18 protein-coding genes, 1 pseudogene and 1 riboswitch are annotated in these 23,338 nt (G+C 46.4%); of the genes and pseudogenes, 18 read left to right on the plus strand and 1 reads right to left on the minus strand.

The annotated features are described in order from the left end of the window. From DW091_RS19230 to DW091_RS19290, 13 genes and pseudogenes are all read left to right on the plus strand, one after another. Positions 1 to 299: pseudogene (locus tag DW091_RS19230) on the plus strand (hypothetical protein); the annotation flags it as partial. A 128-nt stretch (positions 300 to 427) separates the two neighbouring features. Continuing rightward, on the plus strand, positions 428 to 646 hold the full coding sequence (locus DW091_RS19235; protein WP_118519019.1) for a hypothetical protein: 219 nt from the start codon (positions 428 to 430) through the stop codon (positions 644 to 646). Positions 647 to 1,119: 473 nt separating this feature from the next. Beyond that, a complete protein-coding gene (locus tag DW091_RS19240; protein WP_118519020.1) occupies positions 1,120 to 1,482 on the plus strand; it encodes a hypothetical protein in 363 nt (120 codons plus the stop codon). Positions 1,483 to 1,809: 327 nt separating this feature from the next. Then, a complete protein-coding gene (locus DW091_RS19245) occupies positions 1,810 to 2,340 on the plus strand; it encodes a hypothetical protein (RefSeq protein WP_118519021.1) in 531 nt (176 codons plus the stop codon). 9 nt (positions 2,341 to 2,349) lie between these two features. Beyond that, positions 2,350 to 3,699: a hypothetical protein gene (locus DW091_RS19250; RefSeq protein WP_118519022.1), complete on the plus strand. Its 1,350-nt coding sequence runs from the start codon at positions 2,350 to 2,352 to the stop codon at positions 3,697 to 3,699. 149 nt (positions 3,700 to 3,848) lie between these two features. Next, a complete protein-coding gene (locus DW091_RS19255) occupies positions 3,849 to 4,226 on the plus strand; it encodes a GntR family transcriptional regulator (protein WP_118519023.1) in 378 nt (125 codons plus the stop codon). Position 4,227: 1 nt separating this feature from the next. Beyond that, entirely contained in the window at positions 4,228 to 5,109 is an 882-nt protein-coding gene (locus tag DW091_RS19260) for an ABC transporter ATP-binding protein (protein ID WP_118519024.1), read from the plus strand. 7 nt (positions 5,110 to 5,116) lie between these two features. Further along, a complete protein-coding gene (locus DW091_RS19265; RefSeq protein WP_158577949.1) occupies positions 5,117 to 5,710 on the plus strand; it encodes an ABC-2 transporter permease in 594 nt (197 codons plus the stop codon). 31 nt (positions 5,711 to 5,741) lie between these two features. After that, positions 5,742 to 6,335 (plus strand): ABC-2 transporter permease, encoded by a 594-nt coding sequence (locus DW091_RS19270; RefSeq protein ID WP_158577950.1) that lies wholly within the window; start codon positions 5,742 to 5,744, stop codon positions 6,333 to 6,335. A gap of 221 nt (positions 6,336 to 6,556) precedes the next feature. Continuing rightward, positions 6,557 to 6,736, plus strand: a riboswitch (cobalamin riboswitch). A 123-nt stretch (positions 6,737 to 6,859) separates the two neighbouring features. Further along, positions 6,860 to 7,891, plus strand: a complete 1,032-nt coding sequence (locus tag DW091_RS19275; RefSeq protein WP_118519027.1) for an iron chelate uptake ABC transporter family permease subunit — start codon at positions 6,860 to 6,862, stop codon at positions 7,889 to 7,891. A gap of 1 nt (position 7,892) precedes the next feature. Next, the gene (locus DW091_RS19280) at positions 7,893 to 9,137 is read left to right on the plus strand and encodes an ABC transporter ATP-binding protein (protein WP_118519028.1); all 1,245 of its coding nucleotides are present in this window, start codon (positions 7,893 to 7,895) and stop codon (positions 9,135 to 9,137) included. Between the two features lie 101 nt (positions 9,138 to 9,238). After that, entirely contained in the window at positions 9,239 to 11,416 is a 2,178-nt protein-coding gene (locus DW091_RS19285; protein ID WP_118519029.1) for a nitrogenase component 1, read from the plus strand. After that, entirely contained in the window at positions 11,385 to 12,680 is a 1,296-nt protein-coding gene (locus DW091_RS19290) for a nitrogenase component 1 (RefSeq protein ID WP_118519030.1), read from the plus strand. The genes DW091_RS19285 and DW091_RS19290 overlap by 32 nt, the downstream gene beginning before the upstream one ends. A gap of 68 nt (positions 12,681 to 12,748) precedes the next feature. Here the strand turns inward: DW091_RS19290 and DW091_RS19295 are convergent, their stop codons facing one another. Beyond that, positions 12,749 to 13,363 carry a hypothetical protein gene (locus DW091_RS19295; RefSeq protein ID WP_118519031.1) on the minus strand — a complete coding sequence of 205 codons (615 nt, stop codon included), beginning with the start codon at positions 13,361 to 13,363 and terminating at the stop codon, positions 12,749 to 12,751. 543 nt (positions 13,364 to 13,906) lie between these two features. On the opposite strand from DW091_RS19295, the gene DW091_RS19300 reads away from it, so the two are divergent. The 5 genes from DW091_RS19300 (at position 13,907) to DW091_RS19320 (ending at position 23,334) form a co-directional block, all read left to right on the plus strand. Continuing rightward, a complete protein-coding gene (locus DW091_RS19300) occupies positions 13,907 to 16,510 on the plus strand; it encodes a bacterial Ig-like domain-containing protein (protein ID WP_118519032.1) in 2,604 nt (867 codons plus the stop codon). 82 nt (positions 16,511 to 16,592) lie between these two features. Further along, positions 16,593 to 17,342 carry a hypothetical protein gene (locus DW091_RS19305; protein WP_118519033.1) on the plus strand — a complete coding sequence of 250 codons (750 nt, stop codon included), beginning with the start codon at positions 16,593 to 16,595 and terminating at the stop codon, positions 17,340 to 17,342. Positions 17,343 to 17,391: 49 nt separating this feature from the next. After that, a complete protein-coding gene (locus tag DW091_RS19310) occupies positions 17,392 to 21,294 on the plus strand; it encodes an Ig-like domain-containing protein (RefSeq protein ID WP_118519034.1) in 3,903 nt (1,300 codons plus the stop codon). Beyond that, entirely contained in the window at positions 21,291 to 22,232 is a 942-nt protein-coding gene (locus DW091_RS19315; RefSeq protein WP_118519035.1) for an ECF transporter S component, read from the plus strand. The genes DW091_RS19310 and DW091_RS19315 overlap by 4 nt, the downstream gene beginning before the upstream one ends. A 10-nt stretch (positions 22,233 to 22,242) precedes the next feature. Beyond that, positions 22,243 to 23,334: a DUF4430 domain-containing protein gene (locus DW091_RS19320; protein WP_224168852.1), complete on the plus strand. Its 1,092-nt coding sequence runs from the start codon at positions 22,243 to 22,245 to the stop codon at positions 23,332 to 23,334. The last annotated feature ends 4 nt before the right edge of the window (positions 23,335 to 23,338 follow it).

Here is a 23,338-nt window from a genome sequence, read left to right on the forward strand (position 1 = left end):
AAAGCTAAATATGAGGACTGGCGCTTTGGGCGGGTAGCCTTTCTGGAAAGGGTCTGTAGCCTTAATCTGAAAAATCTGTCTTTTATCATGCACCAGATAAGCGTGTATGCACAAAAAAACAGTTAAAGCCCTCGCAGACATACTATAAACAATGGGGAATGAAGAAGAAAAATGGGCAGGGGCATCAGCCGGTAATAAGGCTGCAATTTAGTAAAAGCGGCAGAGCAGAAATCGAAAGAGCATACGCGACGCATTATCTGGATGAGAAGCGGATTGCGGAGCTAAAAATGGAGGGATAAACGTTGTAAGAAATCGTAACAATTCGTGCGGCAGGCATTAAAAAGCAGAAAAACCGGAAGAAAGTACAAGCGATTAATTAGAGCAGGTAAAGCAATAAAGCACAAGGGGATTCATTCAGGAGGAAAAAATGAAAAACACAAAAAAATGTCCAAAATGCCAGAGTACAGAGATTGTTCGTATTGAGGGAAGTGCAAAAGCCTATGGTGCAGGCAATAACATTCCGATTGGAAGGATAATTTTTTCGTATGTGAAAGTACCTCGATATGTATGCTGCCATTGTGGCTACACAGAGGAATGGATTGATCTGAAAGATATACCAAAACTTAAGGAGAAATTTAAAGACTAAACCGCCCTTTTTTCTTAAAAATATTTGTATGAATTTTGATATACTTATCTCATTAGCTTATGCCATCAGCATTTGAAATCGGAAAGACAAAAGAATATGATTAATTTGTATGAGTATAAAGACTATAATTTAGATGTGTTTTAAGTGGATAAGTTTGTCAAGGGGACATCTAACAAACGTGAGAAGAATTCCAAGGTTTAACAGTTATGGAAAGAACTCCAATAATGATTTGTTCCATATATTTGGGAATCCGGGTCATCAATTGACAGCTTTTCTAAATTCTTTTGGCGGGCAATCAGCAAAGTGCGTATACTGCTGTATATAATGCGATTACACAATTAAATTTGGCCAACGGACTTTTTAAGAATGTGCCTGTTGTAGTAAATGGATATACTATTTTTGTTAAGGGAAACGTAATAAATGGGATTGTTCGAATCGGAACTTTTTTATACCGAAATAGGAGGTAGTGCGTTTTGAATACGATTCAAGAGAAAATGGAAAAAGAAGTTATAACATTAATGTTTCGTGATCGTCCTGATTTGCGGGATCAAATCAATAAGGCACGCATTATGAGCAGGGAATTTACAGGCGTCGGATTCTTTACTTATTATAACAAAGAAGATATATTAAGCAAAGAAGACATAATAATTGATTCTGATGTTGGAGCGATTCTCAATAATAGCATTGAGGTAGGGTTTCTGTTTTTTATCAGGAAAGAAGGGGGACGTTTTCTTGAATGTTGTACGTATGGTGAGCCCTTTCCAGAGCAGATTGAATCCTACGAAGCCTTTATATATGAGGAAGATGAAAATCATATGCTGATTCGGCCACAATAATTTGACGATGACTACAGCATAGACTGGGAGAATGCGCCTTGAACGGCGCATACTTCATATCAACTAATGGCTGCGGGGCAGTGTCTATTGTGAATATTTCAATATCCCATAAAGAAAACAGGTCAAGTATTAAATCTCATTCAAATGAAATGGGGAAAATATACAGTTGGCAATGCAATTTGATGTTGAAATGTTCGCTCATTGGGACACCCTAATACGGATGACTAGAATAGACCGCATGTTCATTTTGGGAAGAAAAGACTTCATATTCCAGTATCAAGACAAGCCATGGAATGGATTCTGCAACAACTTCAATAGGAGGTTCAAATGGGATGTTACAAAGTATTATCAACACCGATGCCATTTGTGAAGGAGACGTATAAAGGTCTCCATCGAGTAGGAGTACCTCACGGATCAGGTACAAACAAACGGTATCTTTGGCTGTGGGAAAAGGAAATCGAACATATAGAATCAGAAAAGATGGGCGTCACCACTGAACTCACAATTGATGAGCTAAAGGAATACGCCAATCTAGCAGCATTGGAAACCGGAAAATCTTATGAGGTGATCTACTTCAGCGAACACAAAAACTGCCCGCATAAGTCTAAATATTATGGTGTGGATGTTACTGGAGTGGGTGGTTATTCGATGGTAGGAGAGGGCTTCTTTAGAGGTTCATCTCCCGTACATAATGTTATAACGCAGTATTTTACAGAAAAATTGAATGCTTATGGTTTGTTTAGCGCGTACGAGGATGCTGTGTGTTTTCGGGAGGTTATCATACAATTGGGGAAGTGGCTCCCTGGCAGTATTGAAGATGAGGACTGGCGGGTGCTTCATATTTATAAAGTGCTTTGAGGTAAGTATATGACGAAATCAGGTTTTAAGTGTGCAATGCAGCGCGGCCTGGGAAGCTGCATGCTGACACTCGAATCCGCCGGCGATATCGAGCAGTATCGTGATATCATTCTCTGGGGATGTCTGCGAAAGCTGGCATTGGATCCCCAATGCGAGGGAACCAGGGCGCGCTATATCTATGAGCTTGCATCCTACTATGATGATGAAGCATATTTCGTAGAGCCGATTGCTGGAGCTCTGAAGAAGATGCACTCAACCGGCGGATGGCAGTTTTGGCTGTTCATCCATCATTGCGAAATCCTCCTGTGCTTTGCGCAAGGCGGAAATGCAGCAGCAAGGACGGCGCTCTATGAAAAGTACGATGTCCTTTATCATAAGCTTCGCCGCGCGCATCGTGGTTCCAGAGCATGCAGCCTTGTGCTGGATGACTTTGAAACCCTGTGTATTGTTTTAACCGCTTTGGATGGAGTGGACAGATATGTTTCGATCGCATCTGATATTGGGGCTTTATTTGGAAAGCCCGGCTTTACTGGAATTGACTTTTTATGGTTTATCGACGAAGGTAAAAGTATGCTCGGAGCGAAACTCTTATGTAAACATCTTTTGAAGGCGGCTAAAGATTCAGAGAACCTTGCCTGCTTTTGCGGCCAGATGACAGAACCGGCAAAAACCAACACAGTGCAAGAGCCAGCGCCGGTCCCAACCGCCGCCGAGCTTTTCGTGGCGGCGTCCAAGGGCGAACTGCCCATTGCAAAAAGAGTTCAATTCAGAAGAGCAGCCAGTAATGAAGAAAAGAAAAAATTGGCGGAGCATATTCTTGCCTGCAATAACCCATCGGTAAAGGCAGTGCTCCTGTCCACGTTTTTTGGAGTAGGTTTTCCCGGTCCATGCGAAGCAATTATTGCAGACGTCCGCTCAGGGAATCAACAGCTCCGTGAGGCCGCGCTGATGGTGCTGGAAAAATGCAGAGGTGAGGAAGTAAGGACACTGGCATTTGAACTACTGCCACAAAAAGAATACACGGCAAATGCGATCTGTATGCTTATTACCAACTACTGTAAAAGCGACAAAGAAAAACTGCTCAGGGCTTTATATCGTTTGCCTGTTACCTACTCTGGTTCGAATGGGTGGCACGGAGTTGTGCATCACATTCTCTGGGCGTTCGAACAAGGAGACGGCCGGGAGTATCCAAGAGAGCTCCTGCACTACATCTACCAGAATTCTCTTTGCTCCGGCTGCCGTGAAAATGCCGTTAAGCATCTTGTACGGAAAAAATGGTTGACTTCGGAAATCATGAGTGAATGCCGTTATGACAGCAATGAAAATATCAGAGAGTTCATCGAGAGCATCCAAAAATGAAAAAAGATAACGAATATGGTTGAAAATCAGGGTATAGAGAAGGAAAAACATAAATATAATTAAACTTGACAAAGTGTTAAATTGTGCTATACTGTACTTAAACGATAAGTACAATATAATACAGTTAAACGAAAAAGAGGTGGGAATGCTTGGATTTAATTATCAGCAATAACGTAAGCAAACCTATTTATGAACAAATCAGCAGTCAGGTAAAACAGGCGATTATGAGCGGCGAGCTTCAGCCTGGAGAACTTTTGCCATCTATGCGAGCGTTGGCAAAGTCGCTGCATATCAGCGTTATTACAGCGCAGCACGCTTACGAGGAATTGCAGCGGGATGGTTTTATAGAAACGGTTACAGGAAAGGGAACCTTTGTGTCTTCCCAGAATAAGGATTTTATTCGGGAAGAAAAGCTGCGGCAGGCAGAGGAGCACCTGATACAGGCAGCGGAAATAGGCCGGAGTAATGGGATTCCGGTGGGAAAGCTCGTCGAGTTACTGACGATTTTTTACGAAGGGGAGGAATAAAATGCAGAATATTATGGAAATTCATGGAATGTGCAAAAAATATGCAGATTTTAGCCTGAAGAATGTTTCTTTCTCTGTTCCCAGTGGTGCAATCGTCGGAATGGTCGGTGAAAATGGCTCAGGCAAGAGTACTATTATTAAATGTGCCCTGAATATCGACTTTATGGATTCCGGTGAGGTAGCGATACTTGGAAAGAAAAGCCTGAACTTGAAAAATAAGGACCGGGAACAACTCGGTGTGATTTTTGAGCAGACGAATTATCCGGTAACCATGACACCGAGGCAAATCGGCAGAATGCTTTCTAAAATATACCGGCAGTGGGACAGTCAGACCTATGAGATGTATCTGGAAAGAATGAAATTACCGGCGGATAAAAAGCTGATAGAATTTTCCAGAGGCATGTGCCAGAAGCATGCCATTATCTCGGCCTTGTCCCACAAACCAAAACTGCTGATCCTGGACGAGGCAACCAGCGGCCTTGATCCGGTTATCCGGGAGGAAATCTATGATTTGTTTCTGGATTTTGTCCAGGATGAAGAGAATGGAATTCTTATCACCTCTCAGATCACAAAAGATCTGGAAAGGGTTGCGGATTACATCATCTGTATGCATGAGGGTGAGGTGATTTTAGACCATCAGAAGGATCAATTACTGGGCGGTTACGGTATTCTGAGGTGCGGGCGGGTGGCCTTTCAGGCTTTGCCGAAAGAAGAGATGCTGCTCTCTTATGAACGGGATTATGAATGGGATGTACTGGTCGATAATCGGGAGAAAATAATGAAAAAATATCCACAACTGGTCGTTGATCCGGTTTCGATTGATGAATTGTTGTTGATGTACGCAAAGGGGAGAAAAAATGAGGGGTTTACTGATAAAAGATAGCCATATAATGACTAAAAGTGGTGTCGGGGCTACCCTTTTTGAAGCAGCTTTTGCAGCCTTTGCGCTAGGCGCTCTTGGGATGAAAAACCAGATGTGGCTTCCGTTGGTATTGGTAGTGTATTTTGTGAATGGAAATCTTTTTTACGACAGAAACTCTGGTTGGGAGAAAAGCTCTGTGGTTATGCCGGTATCACGAAAAAACATCGTTCAGAGTAAATACCTGCTCTTTGCGGTTACAGGGATGATCGGTTTGGTTTATGGCGTTGTTTTAACACGCGTTATCTGTACTGTTTTTGGATATCCGCTGGTACGTTTTGAGATGACAGGTTATGCACTTTCAAGTGCTGTTCTGGCGCTCTGTATCGGTGCAGTTGATCTGCCCGTCTGCCTGATTCCCATAAAACTGGTAAGAAAAAAGCTGTTGTTTGTTACGCTGCTTGCTGCCGGGGCGGCTGGGCTAATACTGCTGCTCATGGTGCCTGGCTGGCTTCACAATATTCATCCCATTGTATATTTTGCAGTTTTGAGTATGCTTGCAGGGGCAGTGTACTTTTGTTCGTACGTTACGGTATGCCGACGTTACACAACGATGGATTTATGAAAGAGAGGAAGTGCAGAAAATGCTTGGTTTGATGATAAAGGATATGCATGTCATCGTTAAATATCGTCTGACCTATATGCTGTTGGTTTCAGCGGTTTTGGTTTTGCTGCTCACCGCTTTTGGCGCTGGAAATAATTGTGCGATTGTCGGGCTTGTGTTCTCAAGCGTCGAGGGAACCATTGGGTTTGACCGCTCCTCAGAGTGGGAGAAATTTGCGATTACTCTGCCTGTGAGCAGAATGCAGGTGGTGTTGTCAAAATACCTGTTGTCGGTTATGCTGATGCTCATTGGCATGGTCTTAGGCCTCTTTGTCACGGTCCTATTCAATGCGGTGTTGCACCTGAACCTTACGCTGGGCGATTTAATGGCAGATGTTGTCACAGCGGTGCCGATAATGCTGATGCTTAACGCGATGGTCATAATGTTCAACATGAGGACCTCCCGCTTCACAGTTCTGGCCGTGTTGGTTGGCGTGGCACTTTTTTGGGGACTGCTCGGCGTGTTTGGATATTATTTTAAGTTTTCCGCTACAGCAGTTTTTAATGCACTGCTGCTGGCTTCAATTGTCCTATATGGGGTATCCTTTTTTCTGGCATGTCTGCTATACCGAAGAAAAGACCTGTGAAAGGAAATGGAGCGGGCGTGGCTGTTGTGGGATGTGAAGAAAAAATGAACCATGGATCTGCCGATGGTTCGTGCCGTCAAGGTATACTGGTAGGGTGAGTCGTACAGGTGGCAGTGCGGGCAGTAGTGTGGCATTCATAAACAAAACGAAACAATACTAGAAGAAATAAAATAGCAAAACAGGATAAATCTTTATAAAGTTGAAGAACCAAGCGATCTGTGTTATAATCAAAAAAATTAAATAAGAGATGAATCTATAAGGAAAACGGTTAGAATCCGTTACAGCCCCCGCTACTGTAAATGCGAACAAAGTTCTCATAACCACTGTCCATTGGGTATGGATGGGAAGGGAGAATGGAGGAAGATGCATGAGTCAGGATACTTAAAAAAGGTCTGCACTTCGGAGGGAAGTGGAGCGAGTATTGAATAATATGTTTATATTGTTATCAATCCGACCTTTCTTAGTATATTGAGAAAGGCCGGATTTTTTGTTTTTTTATAATGGAGAAATCGGAGGGGAGAAGTATGAACAAAAAAGTTAAAAGGTACATCATGCCGATATCGATTATCGGATGTGTCGTTCTTATTTATTTCTGTACAATTATCGGAATTACAGCCATCCCTTTTGGCGATGCCAACAGGATTCTTTTGCATGAAATTTTGCATTTACCGGTCAACATGGAGGGCATTGCACAGGGAAATATTGCCATTATCTGGAACGTACGTCTGCCGAGAGTTCTTTTAGGATTTTTAACAGGAGGTGCACTTGCGGTATGCGGTGCCGCCTATCAGGGGATTTTCAAAAATCCTATGGCCGATCCGTTTATTTTGGGGGTATCATCCGGGGCAGCTCTGGGCGCTTCCATTGGAATTATTATGAACTTTTCTGCCAGTATTCTGGGGCTAAACGGCACTGCACTGCTGGCTTTTATTGGGGCTTTTTTAACGATTTTTTTGGTATACAGCATCTCAAAGGTAGGGCGCAAGGTTCCGGTTGCGTCACTGCTGCTGAGTGGTATTGCAGTGGGCCAGTCTTTGAGTGCGTTTATGTCTCTGCTGATGATTTTTAATGTTCAGAGCATGAACCAGATTATGTTTTGGACCATGGGAAGCCTGAATGGAAAAGGCTGGAATCAGGTTTTGATCGTACTGCCTTACGTGATCGTGGGACTGCTGATTTTATTTACATCATTAAGGGAGCTGGATATTATGCTGCTAGGTGAGGATACAGCCACGCAGCTTGGGGTAAATACCGAGGCGCTCAAGAAAAAGGTGCTTGTTTCCTCCTCCATTATCACAGCTGCGGTTGTCTCTGTGACTGGAATTATCGGCTTTGTGGGGCTGGTTGTGCCTCATGTGGTCCGGATGCTCACGGGTCCTAAACACCGCATTCTGGTTCCTTTTTCTCTGGTATTCGGCGGTACCTTTCTTATTATCTGTGATACGCTGGCCCGAACTGTGTCTTCTCAGGAGATACCGGTGGGGATTATAACCGCCGCCTTCGGTGGACCGTTTTTCATTTATCTGCTGCGGAAGTCTAAGAAGGGAGGCACCTGAGATGAGTAATCCGGCGATTCTGAGTTTTAAGGGTGTGCATACCGGTTATCCGGGAAAAGAGATTATTAAAGGGTTTACCGCAGATATCTACCAAGGCGATTTTGTAGGACTGATCGGTTCAAATGGAACTGGAAAATCAACCCTTTTAAAATGTTTATCAGGGCTGCTGCCGACCACAGAGGGGAACATTACCATTGAGGGAAAGAACAACGCAGGCCTGAAGCAGAGGGAACGTTCTCAGCTTATTGCAGTGGTTCCGCAGTCTTTCAGTATTGAATACGACTTTTCTGTGGAAGAGATCGTACTCATGGGAAGAAATCCTTATCTGAGCTATCGGGATAAAGAGAGTTCAAAAGACTATGACATTGTTGAAAAAGCAATGCTCATGACTAAGACTCTGCAGTTTAAGCGCCGCTTGTTTAACGAACTCAGCGGCGGCGAAAAGCAGCGGGTAATTCTGGCCAGGGCCATCGCCCAGGAGCCGGATATTCTGCTGTTGGATGAGCCCACTTCCGCTTTGGATATTCACCATCAGATAGAGGTTATGGAGTTGATTAAGGAGCTGAACACCCAAAAAGGGATGACGGTTGTCGCTGTACTGCACGACCTTAATCTTGCCGCCCGTTTTTGTGAACGGCTGATTATGATTCAGGGAGGACGCGTGGTGGCGGATGGTACGCCGGCAGAGGTGATTGTCCAAGATAATCTTAAAAAATTGTATGATATGAAGATGTTTATCTGGAATAACCGGATTTTTGAAAAGCCGGAGGTCATCCCCGTAAGGGTTCTCAAAACAAAACAGGTTGAGCATCCTCTGCACATCCACGTGATCTGTGGCGGCAATTCTGCTTCGCGGATCATTGAGGAACTGGATGATGAGGGACACAGGCTGACGGTTGGGGTCATGAATGAGGGGAGTGACGACTGGCTGGTCTGCAGGGCTTTAGGCCTAGAGATGATTGAGGAGCGCCCTTTTACAACCATTTCAATCGAAAAGCAAAAAGAAAATCTGGAGCTGATGCGCACTGCTGATGTTATTCTGATTGCGGACGTGCCCTTCGGATATGGCAACATCAACAATTTACAGGGGCTTGAGACATTGCGGGGCGAAATCTATCTGCATACAGGCTGCCTGAAGCGTGATTTTACAGATGGTTTATTAGAAAAATATATTGGGATCATTAAAAAGGATAAAACCATTCACGAAATAGGCGACTACGATGAATTATTAGAACTTCTGAGATAGTGTTCTGCTTTATTTAGGGAATGTGTGAAACAGATTTTATCGTTGGATTTTATTTTCGATATGGTTTATGATTAATTTAAAAGATGCAGGAAGGCAGAGTCATGAGAGAAATCGCCGTTTATGGAAAGGGTGGGATTGGCAAATCAACCATTTCCGCCAATTTGTCAGTTGCTTTTGCAAAAAAGGGAAAAAGCGTTTTGCAGGTGGGGTGTGATCCTAAACATGATTCTACCCGCCTGCTTCTGCACGGGCAGGAAAATACGACGGTGCTGGATTACCTCAAGGATACAGCGCCGGATAAATGCCGGCCGGAGGACATTATCACCGAAGGATTCAGCGGTATTCACTGTGTGGAGGCCGGCGGACCAGAGCCCGGAGTGGGCTGTGCGGGGCGTGGTATTTTGACTACCTTTGAGCTCCTTGACCGTTTAGGTGTGCGCGGCGCCGCCTATGACTTCATCCTGTACGACGTGCTGGGCGATGTGGTGTGCGGCGGTTTTGCTGTACCCATGCGAAGAGAGTATGCGGATCAGGTATACATTGTCACCTCGGGCGAATTTATGTCGGTTTATGCGGCCAACAACATTCTGAGAGGGCTCCAGAATTACGATTTTGAAAAGCACCGGGCCGGAGGAATCATTTTCAATTCCAGAAATGTGGAGGGCGAATACGAGCGTGTCGAGCGTTTTGCAAAGGCGGTGGGGCTCCCTGTTTTGGCCAAAATACCCAGAAGCGGTCTTTTTGCAGAAAGTGAACAGGAGGGTTGCTGCCTGATGGAGCGCTATCCGGAATCGGAGATCGGCGGGCAGTTTGAGGGTCTGGCAGAATATATTGCCGGCAACACAACGCTCTATCCCGCGGCTCCCCTGACAGACGAGGAGCTTGAACGGGTGGTGCTGGAGCGGGAAAAACCACGCCCGGTGAAAGCAGCCCCAAAACTCCAGTTTGAAAAAGGCGAAGCACCTGTCCGACAGCAGTTCTTTTCAAAAAATCTCATTGAGCGGGAACCCCTGCACGGCTGTGCCTTCAGCGGTGCTATGGGCATTGCAGTTATGGTTGCAGACAGCGTCTGCCTGGCCCATGGTCCCAAAAGCTGCGCCCATATCACCTATCAGAGCATTACCTCCATTGGGCGGAAGACACTGCTGGAGCGCGGAACCGTTTTGCCTATGCAGGTGGCGCCGCCCATTGTTTCATCTGAAATGAATGAGGGCATTATGGTTTTTGGCGGGATTGAAACCCTGAAAAGAAAGGTAGCGGCGCTGCTGGCCCAGAAGCCAAAAGTTATCTTTATACTCACGACCTGCCCCAGCGGCATTATCGGGGAGGATGTTGATATTATAAGGAAAATGGAAACACCGGACACCCGCATCGTCCTCATAAAGACAGAGGGCAATATCACAGGCGACTACCTTCAGGGGATCATAGAAGCCTATGTCAGCATTGGGAGAAGCCTGATTGATCCAAATGTAAAGACCGAACCGGATACAGTGAATTTTATTGCGGAGAAGATGGTGGCTTATGTAACGCCGGAAAACTACCAGACGATTAAAACGCTGCTGAAGGCTCTGGGTATTAAGATCAATTGCCGGTTCCTTTATGAGACAACGCCCGAGGCCATTGAAAATTTCATGAAGGCCGGCCTTAATTTACTGGCCTACAACGATTATATGGGGCGGACCATCCGTGATTTTTTGACTTCAGAATACGATGCGGTATTTTTGGATAAGCCTTTCCCGGTAGGTATGGAGGAGACAAAGGACTGGCTGAATCAGGTTGCGGCATATTTTGATAAGGAAAGCCTGACAGCGTCGGTTATCCATGAATATGAGGCGCACTATGATCAGGAGATCAAAAAGCTGAAGCCCTACCTGAAAGGCAAACGCCTTATGGTTGTCACCTATAACCACAACATTGAGTGGATTTTGAAAACCGCGGTTGATCTGGAAATGGAGATCTGTTTGGTGGGTGTCCTTGATTTTTCCCAGGACAACGCTTTTGCAACCCATTTCGAAAAGCAGATTGGAGAGCTGTGTTTAAATTACACTCAGGAGACAAGGCAGAGTGATATCAAGCGTTTGAAACCTGACCTTTTGCTGGCTAATTATATTTCGACAGACCTGGATGGCGCGGTCAATACCGATACCATTCCCCTGTGTCCGGAGGTTGGTTTTATGAGCGGCATAAAAATGGCGCGGCGCTGGTGCGATGTGTTTAAACTTGACTTAAAAGAAGGATGGAAAAAAGATGAAGCCTTATACCGAAAATATTTTGCCTGACAGCCTGACAGGCGCGATCTTTGCGCTGGAGGGAATCCGGGATGCCTGTGTGATTCTCAATGGCCCGACAGGCTGTAAATTTTACCACAGCGCCATCTCTGATGAGCAGTTTGTCCGTTCTCTGTCCTTTGATCCTTTGTTCTTTTCAGAACAGTTTTATTTCGGACAGCCCCGGGTTCCCTGCACCTATCTCGACGGGCATGATTATGTTTACGGAAGCGGTGAAAAGCTGTCTGCAATTCTCGAGAGTGCGCAGGAAAAGGGATATGGCTTAGTTGTCGTGGTCAACTCGCCGGGTGCGGCTCTGATCGGCGATGATCTGAACCTGGCTTTGCAGAAGGCCATTCAGGATACGCCCTGTTTCAGCATCGAAAACAGCGGTTATTCCGGCACCTTTGGGGAGGGGGTTCAAAATGCGCTGGTACAGGTTTTTGAAAAGCTGGAAATGCCGCCTGAGAAGACAGTCCCCAAAAGCGTAAACCTGCTCGGAATGTGTATCCAGCAAAAATATTATGACAACAATGTCGCCGAGATAAGACGGCTTCTGGGGCTTTGCGGTATTATCGTCGTCAGCGCGCCGGGGGCGCAGGATCCGCTGGAAAAACTGCGTAGCGCGGTCCAGGCCGCTGTGAACATCGTCGTTTATCCCGAGTATGGCCTAAAGCTGGCAGAATATCTAAAGACCCTGCATGGTACCGATTACCTTGTGCCGCAGGAGGGACCGCCCATTGGTTTTGACGCCACCGAAGCCTTTCTAAAACAGATATGCCTTTATCTGGACGCCGACCCTCAGCCAGCTCTGGCCGAAATCGAAAAAGCCAGGGCCAGGAGCTATCTGTTTTTATCGCGGTACGCTTCTTTGCTGGGATTGCCAAAGGGCGCTTTGTTTTCGGTAAAGGCGGAAAGTTCCGTTTCCTATGCGCTGGTAAAATGGCTGACGGAATATCTGGGCATGATTCCGGCAGCGGTAGAGGGACTGGATGATACCGATCCAGTTTTTGAGGCACGTTTAAGAGAACTGCTTGCCGGGATTGGATGCGAGGCTTCTCTGGAGAATCCAGTAAACAGCACAGAAACCCAGATCGTCTTTGCTGACGGCAGCACCATTGCCCAGCTCAAACTCAACGATTGCGCCTGCTGCGGGATGGAGATAGCCCTGCCCAGCCTGGGCTACCTGGATATTACTGAAAAAGCGTTGTTTGGCGAAAAGGGCGCGCTGCTGATTCTTGAAAATATTATGAATGGACTGCGGTATGTGCGGTAAAAATGACGCAATAAAGGCTCATCCTGGTAATCACACAGGATGAGCCTTTGTTTTTGTGGCGATAAATTTTATATTCCGGTTACCTGAACGACGCTTTTTTTAGACTGCTTATTTGAAAAAAGTACCAGAAATGCAGTGATAAGGTGGGTCAATAAAAGACTGATCCAGGCAAAGACCGTCCATGTCTGCAGCATGAGCGCTTCGTGCAGGGGATAGAGAAAGAGTCCCATGCTCAGCAGCATGGTCAGAATGCTAAAACACAGTGTGAGCGGCCATAGCTTAATCATAAAATTTTTCATTGCAAAGGAAAAGCTGACGGTAAAAAAGCTGGCAAAGAAAAAGGCAAAGCCGATGTAAAAGGCAAAGACATTTTCGTTGATCTTAGAGGTTAAGCCGATAAAGGCGATGAATCCGGCCAGAAGAAGTAATACAATAGACGGAGCCAGCATTAAACCCCAGCCGGAAATTCTTTTGCGGTTTAAAACAGTGATGATAATACTCAGGATGGACACAAGGCCAAAGGTGATTGAAAGATAGGGAGCCAGATAAACGTAGCGTCCCTGGACAGTGATCCCGGTCAAAAAGACAACAGGAAGAATAACGACACCTGAAATGAGCAGCAGCCACCAGGCCGAAATATTTGTCTGGGGTCCGGTACTTTTGGACGAATGAGAATTTTGCATATGAACCTCCGAATGTTTAAAATCTTTATATTATCATAATCATATAACTTTTAGAGAAAAATTGCAACAGTGATGAAACATCCGTTAAGGTTATAAAATGCTCTTGCAATTTGAAAGATTTTAAGCTATAATGAACAGGAAATAAACAATTTCATAGATGATTTGGGACTAAAAAAAGGAAGAAGGCCGTTGGCCGACAGCTCCACCGCTACTGTGAAAGTCAGGAACTTATTCCAAGAGTTTCGAGTGGAAACACAGCAAATTTTATAGATTTGTACAGGCTTCCACAATGTGGAAGTTTTTTAGTTCAGACAATTGAATGATGTAGGGAAATGAAGTGAGAATCTTCAACAGAGCCACTGCTGTGAGCCGCTAAAGCGGTAAGTCAGACACCTGATTTTGTAAACTGTCCTCGGACTGGGCAGTCTTATACCGTCAGAGGCTCAGTGTACCCAATAGCAGACAGCTGACTCTTTCGGTATATACCGAAAGAGTCTTTTTTATTAAATCAAATATAAAACAATTTAAGAAAGAGGTAAAAAAATGAAGAAGAAAACAGTGACGAAAAGATTGACATCACTTTTAGTGACCTTTGCAATGATCTTTTCATTTTTGCCGGCGGCAAGTGCGGCGGAGGGACCGGCTGCAAACTATACAGCGGCGCCGGACAAAACTTTGGTACAGAAAGGAGACCAGATTACTGTTGCGATCAATTTGTCTGAAAATTCCTATGTAGCAGCTTTTAATGCAGAAGTGGCCTATGACTCAGATGTTTTGGAATATGTCGATCTGACAAAAGGAGAGGTCCTGAAAGCATCAGGCGGCTCAGTAGAATATAATCCGACAAATGGTATGCTTAAATATGGATATATCTCCACCGGACCAAAAGATGACAACGACAAACCGATTGATCCCGATTGGCCAGGGATTACAGCTGGAGGCAACCTCTTTAATGTTATTTTTAAAGTAAAAGACACCGCAGCAGCTGGCGCAACGGACATCAGCCTGAATGTCCCCAGTTCTACAACGGCTGACAGACAGGCAAATGTTGTGACTGCCACAGGCGCGAGCGTAACAGTTGCATCTCCACTTGAAAGCATCGCTTTAAACAAAACATCATTGAGTCTTAACGAAAATGCCAGCGAACAGCTGAGCGTTGCCTATAATCCGGAAGACACCACTGATGACAAAACAGTGGAATGGTCAAGCAGCAACCCTGCCGTCGCAACCGTAAATGACGGCCTTGTCAAGGGGGTAGCGGCCGGAAATGCGACCATCACGGCAAAAGTCGGAGCTAAAACGGCTTCCTGTGCAGTAACCGTTACTAAGGTAAGCGCAAAATCCATTGCGGTTAATACGCTGCCTGCAAAACTTAATTATATTGAAGATCAGGAGTTGGATGTAACAGGTGGTAAGCTGGATGTTACCATGACAGACGGCAGCACAAAGGTTGTCGATATGACAAAGGATATGTGCAGTGCAGATATGAAGAAAACCGGTGAACAGACAGTAACAGTCAGCTACGGCGGACAGACAACAAGCTTTAAAATTAATATTACTGCTAAAACATTGGAAAGTATTTCAATGGAAACAAATCCGACTCAGGTAGAGTACATTACCGGCAAGCAAAAGGATCTAAATGTTGAAGGCGGAAAAGTAAAATTAACCTATGATAACGGCAAAAGTGAAAGTGTTGACCTGACCAATGAAATGTGTTCAGTTGACAACTTGACGGTTGTGGGAACGCATCGAGTGACCGTTACCTATGAAGGAAAGACAACCAGTTTTGACATTAAAGTTCTGGATAAGTCCTTAACTGAAATTAAAGTGACAACCAAACCGGCAAAAACAATCTATATCGAAGGCCAGGCTTTTGATGTGACAGGCGGCAAGCTGGATCTGATTTATGATAACAATACAACCGATATTGTAGATTTAACGACGGACATGTGCTCCGGCTATGATATGAACAAAGTAGGCCAGCAGGACGTCAAAGTTTCCTATAATGGGAAGACCACCACATTCCAAATCACAGTTAATGAAAAAACAGTCAGCAGCCTGGTGTTAAGCAGCGCTCCGAGTGTAACAGAATACATTGAAGGCAAGACGCTGAATACTTCAGGCGGTAAGCTGGATGTTGCTTATGATAACGGCACTTCTGAACAGGTGAATTTAACTGCCGATATGTGCTCTGGCATCGATATGAACAAAGCGGGCACTTACCCGGTCAAAGTTACTTATAAAAACGCCGCGATCGAAAATGCGTTCAGCGTTGTCGTAAAACCTGTACCCGTAGCCCCGGAAAATCCTGCTTTTGATGAAAAGCAGGAAACCACTGCGGAAGACGGACAGAAAATTGACGTTGCAGCTTCTGCAGATGAAGGCGTAGTGGCGGAAGGTGTCGAGCTGAAAGTCAGTGAACCTGAAAAAGAAATGTCAGCGATTCAGGCTGGTGCAGAAGCCACTGTTGGAAAAAACAGCAAGGTTCTCGCAGCGATGAATATTCAGCTGCTTAAAGGCAATGCCGAAGTACAGCCAAATGGAACCCTGTATATTAAAATCAAATTACCAGAAGGCGTTACAGCAGTTGCCAATCTCTGCATTGTACACTTTGACGCAGATGGAAACGCAACCGTATTACCAACCGTGATCGAAAACGGATATGCTCTGGCGGCGACCGACAGTCTCAGCGATTTTGCACTGGTTCAGGCCGAAGGCGAAGTTGCAACGACAAAGGTTGTGCGCAATGTTACCGGTATTCAGGTGGTTGCAGGCGGTATGAAAACAGAATATAACCTTGGGGACACCTTTACCGTTGAAGGCGGAAAGCTCAAAGTGAGCTACGATTATGGCGATGATGCTATGGTGGATATGACTGTGGATATGTGCTCGGATTATAATATGAGCAAAGTTGGCAGACAGGCTGTAAAAGTCAGCTATGAAGGCCAGACAGCCACCTATGATATCATTGTGAACCCGTCAGCCGCCGCAGGCACACAGGATAAAGATGGCAGCAAAACAGGCAAAAACCCTGCGACTGCGGTCATGGAACAGGTGCAGAACAACAGCGTTCTCTTTGTTGGAATCACGCTGGCAGTCTTAGCGCTGGTGGGTGTTATGGCATATCGCAGAAAACACAGCGCATAAAACGATGTATAAAAACAAATAAGATTGTACAAAAAGGCGGGGGAGGCACTCCGCCTTTTGTTTTTGAGGGGAGCAAGGATTTATGACGAGACTAAAGATAAAAATCGGGTTGATGCTCATTTTATTTATGCTGGCCTGTACCATTACATCCTATGCAGGTGAAGGGGGGCTTTCAGTCACCAGAAGCGATGAAGGAGACCTCGCGGTCTACACGATTCGTCTGGCTCCTGACAGTAAGGTGCAGGCAGCAAACTATACGCTGTCTTACAAAGACGGAGCGCTGGAATTTTTGGATCAGCAGGAAGGGCCAGCCGCATCGGCGGACGGCGCCATGTTTGTGACCAATTTAGATACAGAAGGCAAATGGCTGAAATTGGGCTATATATCCACAAATCCCGACCAGGAAGACGGAACCCTACTGACGGTAAGGTTTAAAAAGACCGATGAGGCATCAGAGATGCCGATTATCGGCCTGGCGGTGGATGAAATGAAGGATGGAGACGGAAACGATCTTCCGCAGAGTATTTCAGGAGACAGCAGTGTGGGTGTGGTGCCTTCCGGGGAAACGATTAACGATGCGGGAATAATACCTCAGGCTGTACAGACATCTTCCATAGAGGACAAAGGAAACAATAAGGATGCCGTAAAATCAGAAAATGCCGGTAATATGAGCGAACAGTTAAATGGTAATGCGTCTGAAAGTCCAGAGAAAAAAGCAGGAATTCCTGGAAAAAGCATGGCTACGCTTTGTATTATCTTAGGAATACTTGCAGTCATTTTGATTATAGTGGCCGTTCTTAAAAAGAAAGGCCTCCTTTTCAGACAGAGATAATAGGGAAATGAGCTGCTTTGAGGGAAAAAGATAAAAATCAGGAGAAATTATGACAGAAAAATTCACAAAAAAGCTAGCTGGAGGGGCTTGCCTGTTGTTGATGTTGGCCTTGCTGGTGGGAGGCATCACACCGGTTGACGCGGCAGACACACCGCAGCAGGCAGGAACCATTACAGTGGCAATCGAAAAATTTACCATTGGCCAGGGCTATTACCTGGAGCCAGAGGAAATTCCTTTTTATGTGGGAGATACCGGCGCGAGCATTGTGGACAGGCTGCTGGGCGGTTCCAGTGGTTATAAAGGAACCTATGATGAAGAAAAAGGGTTCTATTTATCTTCAATTTACGGGGCGGATCCAGAAGGCGTTGCAAAAATACCGCGCAGTATTTCGGAGATGAACCCGTTTGCGCCATCGACAGAGGATAACGATGGAAACGGGGATGTGCCGAATCTCGGTGAGTTTGCCTATAGCTCAAAGTCAGGATGGATGTACAGCGTAAACGGTGTATTTCCAAGAGTCGGTTTAAGCAGATATGAGCCAAAAGACGGGGATGTCATGCGGCTGCAGTTTACCGTATGGGCGCTTGGAGGAGACCTTGGCGATGACTATACCGATGAGCGGATCGATATAGCGAAACGCGATGCGTTGACAAAAGCAATTGCGATGTTCAATGGACGCGGAGACAGGGAGAATCTTCTCGCAAAAAGCTGGATCAATGAAGCCTACGAAAACGCTTTAGAGGTTCTGATAGATTTAGAACAAACGCAGGAAGGCGTTGACAATGCCCTTTCCTGGTTTAACCGGGCGGTCAGCGCCGAAGCCCTGATGGGGATTCAGCTCGATACCGAAAGCTTAGAGCTGGGCTCTGGAAGCACTGCCTCTTTGAACGTTATTTTTCAGCCGGAGAACTGCAGTATCCCGGAAGCGGTGCACTGGGCCTCGAGCGATGGGGACATTGCGCGTGTAGATCAGAATGGAAATGTAACCGCGGGAATGGAAGGAACGGCCGTGGTTACAGCTTCCGTCGGCGATTTTACAGCTGAATGTACAGTGACGGTTCTTCCGAATGTCCCGTTAACAGGAATTCACTTATCAAGAAGCGAGGCCAGCCTTGGAAAGAGAGATGCCCTTGCCTTATCGGTCAAATATGAGCCTGAAAATACAACGGATAACAAGGACGTTGCGTGGACAAGTTCAAATGAAGCAGCGGCCACGGTTGATCAGAAGGGTGTTGTAAAGGCCGTAGATTATGGGAATACGGTTATCACAGCATCGGTAGGAAATTTTACCGCCCAGTGCACCGTGTCGGTGGTAGACAATGGGCAGGAGGTTGTGGACGCCGTTGTCAGAGAAATTAAGCAGTTGAACGATGATTCGACTGTGAGCGAGGTATCAAAAGCACAGCAGGATTACAGTTACCTGACCGAATCGCAGCTCGCCCTGTTAACCGACGAAGAACAGGAAGCGCTTCAGTCTCGCCTCAACGGCGCCATGCACCACGTAACCCAGAGGTGGGCAGAACAGGAACAGACCATTCTTGTAAACAGCGGGAATGAGCTCGAAAATGGCGGGCTTACCGACAAAACCCTTTTTGATTTTATAAAAAGCTATGGGGATTACGAGATACTGAGAGATATGGCCGGACTGCCCGACGAAGATGCCAAGACAATTTCAAATTTCAAAAAAGAAGTCGAGGCCACACAGAAAAAAATAAAGAGTGCCAATGCAGCATCGAATGGCGTCTCGATTTTGACAGCGTCTATGCCCTGGACCGTTCAGATAAAGGCAAAAGCAGTCGTTTTAACCGAGGAAGAGAAAAAGGCGATCGAGGAGGATCAATCTTTTTATGAACCCCAGATTTGCTCTGCCTATGCGGTTGAATTCAGAGATTTTGGCGCAGCAGAGACAGCCGACGCGATTCCGCAGTGGGAGCAGCCGGATAATGGCGTATCTGTGCGGTTACCAGCCGGAGAATACAAAAAAAATCCTGGGAAACGGCAGAATCTGACGCTGCTCAGCGGTGAACATAAAATATCCCTGGAAAGCAGTCAATACAACAGCCAGAGACACGATATCACAGCCAATGATGTCAGTGTTGACCACCCGCTGATCCTTGTGTGCGACAGCCGCATTCCGGTTGTTGAGTTCACTTTATCCGATGAAGCGGTAAACATTATGCTGGACAGCAACGATCCGTCCCTGTATTTAACAGTATCAGCCTACAAACCCTATGATACGACGGATAAAGGCCGTGTCGTCTGGAGCTCATCAAATGCCAAAGTGGCCAGTGTAGACGACCAGGGAAAAGTGACGGGCCATGAAAAGGGCGAAGCCGTTATCACCGCTGACATCTGCGGCATTCAAAAAACCTGTAAGGTAACAGTCAAAATGAATGCTTTGCCAGAGTTCGAAAGCTACTGGCCAACCTTCAGAAAAGACAACACCAACATGGCCATTGTGGATGTTCAGCTGCCAAATACAGGGGAAAACCTGACAGAAAAATGGATTCAGGACGGGATGGTCGAAGCCAAGCTTGGAACACTGGGAACCCCCTTAAACGTCAATGGAAAGCTGTATGTTTCCGCCGGCGAGTACCTGTACCGCCTGAACAAGGAAACCGGCGCGATCGAGGAAAAAGCTAAAATGTGTGGCAAGGTAGGCTATTTTTCATATGCAACCTATGGCGATGGAATGATTTTTGTGCCCATTGACGGCGGTATTGTTGAAGCCTTTAACGCGGAAACCATGGATTCGCTGTGGCGCACAGACCGCATGGAAGGACAAAGTCTCTGCCAGCTTACCTACTATAACGGATACATATACAGCGGCACCTGGAGCGGTGGGAGCAACGGAAACAGCGGAAAATTTTACTGTTTTGATACGACTAAAAACGGAGCGCAGACAGGCAATGTCAAGCATCCTAAATGGATATCCGATGACCAGAAAGGTTATTACTGGAGCGGCGCTACCATTGTGGGGGATGCGGTTATTTTTGGCGGCGACTCTGGATGGCTGCAGTCACGCAACCGCGTAACCGGAGCGCTCATCGATTCCGTTCAGTGTGAAGGGATGATCAGAAGCTGCATTTCCTACGATGAAGGGAGCAGCAGCGTATACTTTACGGCAGGCGTTGGCGATTTTACCGGCGGTGCAGATGAGGGGAAGGTCTATAAAGCCGGTGTAACCAAAGAAGGACGGTTTACAGGCCTTCAGGGAACACAGCTTCCCGCAGCTGCGACAACGACCCCGGTTGTGTACAATGGCCGCGTTTATGTGCCCACAGGCAAAGGGTTTGATTACGAAGGCCAGATGTCCGTGCTTGATGTCAACACAATGAATATTATTTATAACGCAGAAATCGGCGGGAGTTCAAAGTCTTCGCCTTTACTGACAACGGCTTACAGCAACGATGGGCAAAAGACCGTTTACCTTTATATGACTGTGAATAACATCGACGGCGCCATTATACGCATGAAGGACTGGGGGGGCAACACCACGCCCCAGGTAGAGGTGGTTTACCGTCCAGATGCCAATCAAAGAGAACACACAACAGCAAGCCTATACTGCGATAATGACGGAACGATTTTTTATTACAACGACAAGGGACATTTAATGGCGTTAACGGGAACGACAGACCCCGTCCGTGAAAGTGCCGGCGTTATTGACGGCAGAAGGCCGGGACAGGGCGGAGACAGCAGCAACGCTGCCGGTAAAGCAGCGATTCAGAAAGCGGCGGCAGACGCAAAGGATGCCTTTGAACCCTGGAAGTTTGACGGAAACTATGTAGCGCCGAGTAAGAGCGTCTCAAAGCAGCCGTCCAACACGAGTGAAAAAATGAAAAAGGCCGCCGCTGTGCTGGGGCTCAGCGCACTTGGAATGGCAGTGGCTTATACTGCCGGAGCGGCAATGCTCCAGATAAAACCAGGCATAAAGCCCAGGAAAAGGCCATGACAGCGCAGTCAGCTCAATCAGATCAGGATAAAAGAGCCGGGAGAAAGCGTACGTTGGTCGCTTCGGTGATTATCTTTTTGCTGATCCCGTTGACCATATGGGTGGGAATTCGCTTTTTAGGAGATCGGAAATATCTTTTCATCAGCCTGTTGATTATTCTATTCACCAGCATCCCGCTCATTATCCGCTTTGAGGGCAGACGACCGGAGGCCAGGGAAATTGTAGTCATTGCGGTAATGGCCGCCATTGCTGCCTGCGGTAATTTAGCCTTCTACATGTTTGGCCCCTTTCAGGCAGGTACAGCTCTGGTCATTATCGCGGGAATCTGTCTGGGGCCGGAGGAGGGCTTCCTGACCGGCGCTATGGCGCGGCTGGTTGTCAATATGTTTGTCAGCCAGGGACCGTGGACGCCGTGGCAGATGTTCTGCTGGGGACTTTTAGGGTTTCTGGGCGGCCTGTGTTTTAACCGGGATCTGGAATTTTCAAAAAAAGAAGTCAATTTTAAGGTGGTTATGGGACCTTTAATCTGTATTGTCATTGCCCTTGCAGCTGGATTTGGTATCTGGCTGTTTATGGGAGGAGAAGGCACTTTTATGGGCTGGCGGCTTTATGTATTTGGCGCCATCGGGCTGCTGGCCGGAGTTTTGCTTCAGCGTAAACGCTTGCCGGCTGACCGTGTGACCTTGTCGGTGTTTGGCTTTTTATCTACCTTTATTATCTACGGCGGTATCATGAACATTGCGGCGTTAGTAATGTCCTCAGCAATACCCGCATCGGATGTTGGAGTGGATTGGGGATCGCTGAAGGTGCTTTATATTTCGGGAGCGCCTTACGATGCCGTACACGCCTTGGGAAGTGCGTTTTTCGGCGCGCTTTTAGGACCGGTTATGATAGAAAAGCTCGAGAGAGTAAAAATAAAATTTGGATTATATTACTAGGAGGAGAAGTATGAGAAAAAAATGGCGAAAAGGACTTTTGGCCACAACTTTGCTCTTGTCAGCGATGCTGATTTTTGCAGGGTGTGATGATCCATTGAGTGCTTTGACTGGTGAAGGATCAGACGAGGGTTCAAACGGCGAGGTTGTCGAACTGGCAGATACCCAGCCTGTACCCGTAAGCGGCGTGGTAACAGAAGCACAGTTCAGATCCATTGCCGGTAAAGACCGGACCGTTACTTTTACCGGGGAAAATATGGGTGGTATTAAGTATGAGTGGACCTTTAACGGAAAAGGTATCCAGAACCCGGTAGACCAGAATATCAAAGTTGACTTTATCACAGAGGGCGATAGTCTGAACGCGGTAAAAGCAGCGGCTGGCGGTGCAGAATATGGTCTCGGCATTAATCTGGCAGGAAACAAGGGCCTGATCACCGTTCCGCAGCTTACCATCACGCTGCCGGAAAAATGGGATGCGGATACTGCTGTGCTCTGCAAACAAAACGGCGATTCTGTCGCAAAAATGAGCAATGCCGTTTTTGACAATGAGTCAGAAACCACCAAGCTGACTGTCAATATTATTGAAACAGGCGGGGACTACTATATTGTCGGCGGTAAAACCATTGCGCCGGAACCAAGTACCCCAGCAGGCGGCGGAAATGACGGAGGTCAGGTTGTCGACAATTCCGGCGGCAGCGGCAATACCTGTACCATCTCCATCAATTGTTCAACCCTGCTGGCCAATATGGGTAGACTGACCCCGGGTAAAGAAGAGTTTGTGCCATCAGATGGGTGGATTCTGAGACCGACAAAAGTAAGCTTTAACGAAGGAGAAAGCGTTCACGATGTCCTGCAGCGTGTATGCCGTGAAAATGGTATTCAGATGGAATCCAGCTGGACACCTGCCTACAGCTCAGCCTATGTTGAAGGAATCAACCAGCTCTACGAATTTGACGGCGGCGAGCTGTCCGGATGGATGTACAATGTTAACGGCTGGTTCCCGAATTATGGATGCAGCAAATATACCGTGGCAAACGGCGATGTGATCAATTGGGTTTACACCTGTGATCTGGGTAAAGATGTTGGCGACAACAGTATGTGGTAAAGGA

This window comes from Eubacterium sp. AM05-23, from assembly GCF_003477535.1.
Taxonomy (GTDB): Bacteria; Bacillota; Clostridia; order Eubacteriales; family Eubacteriaceae; genus Eubacterium; species Eubacterium maltosivorans.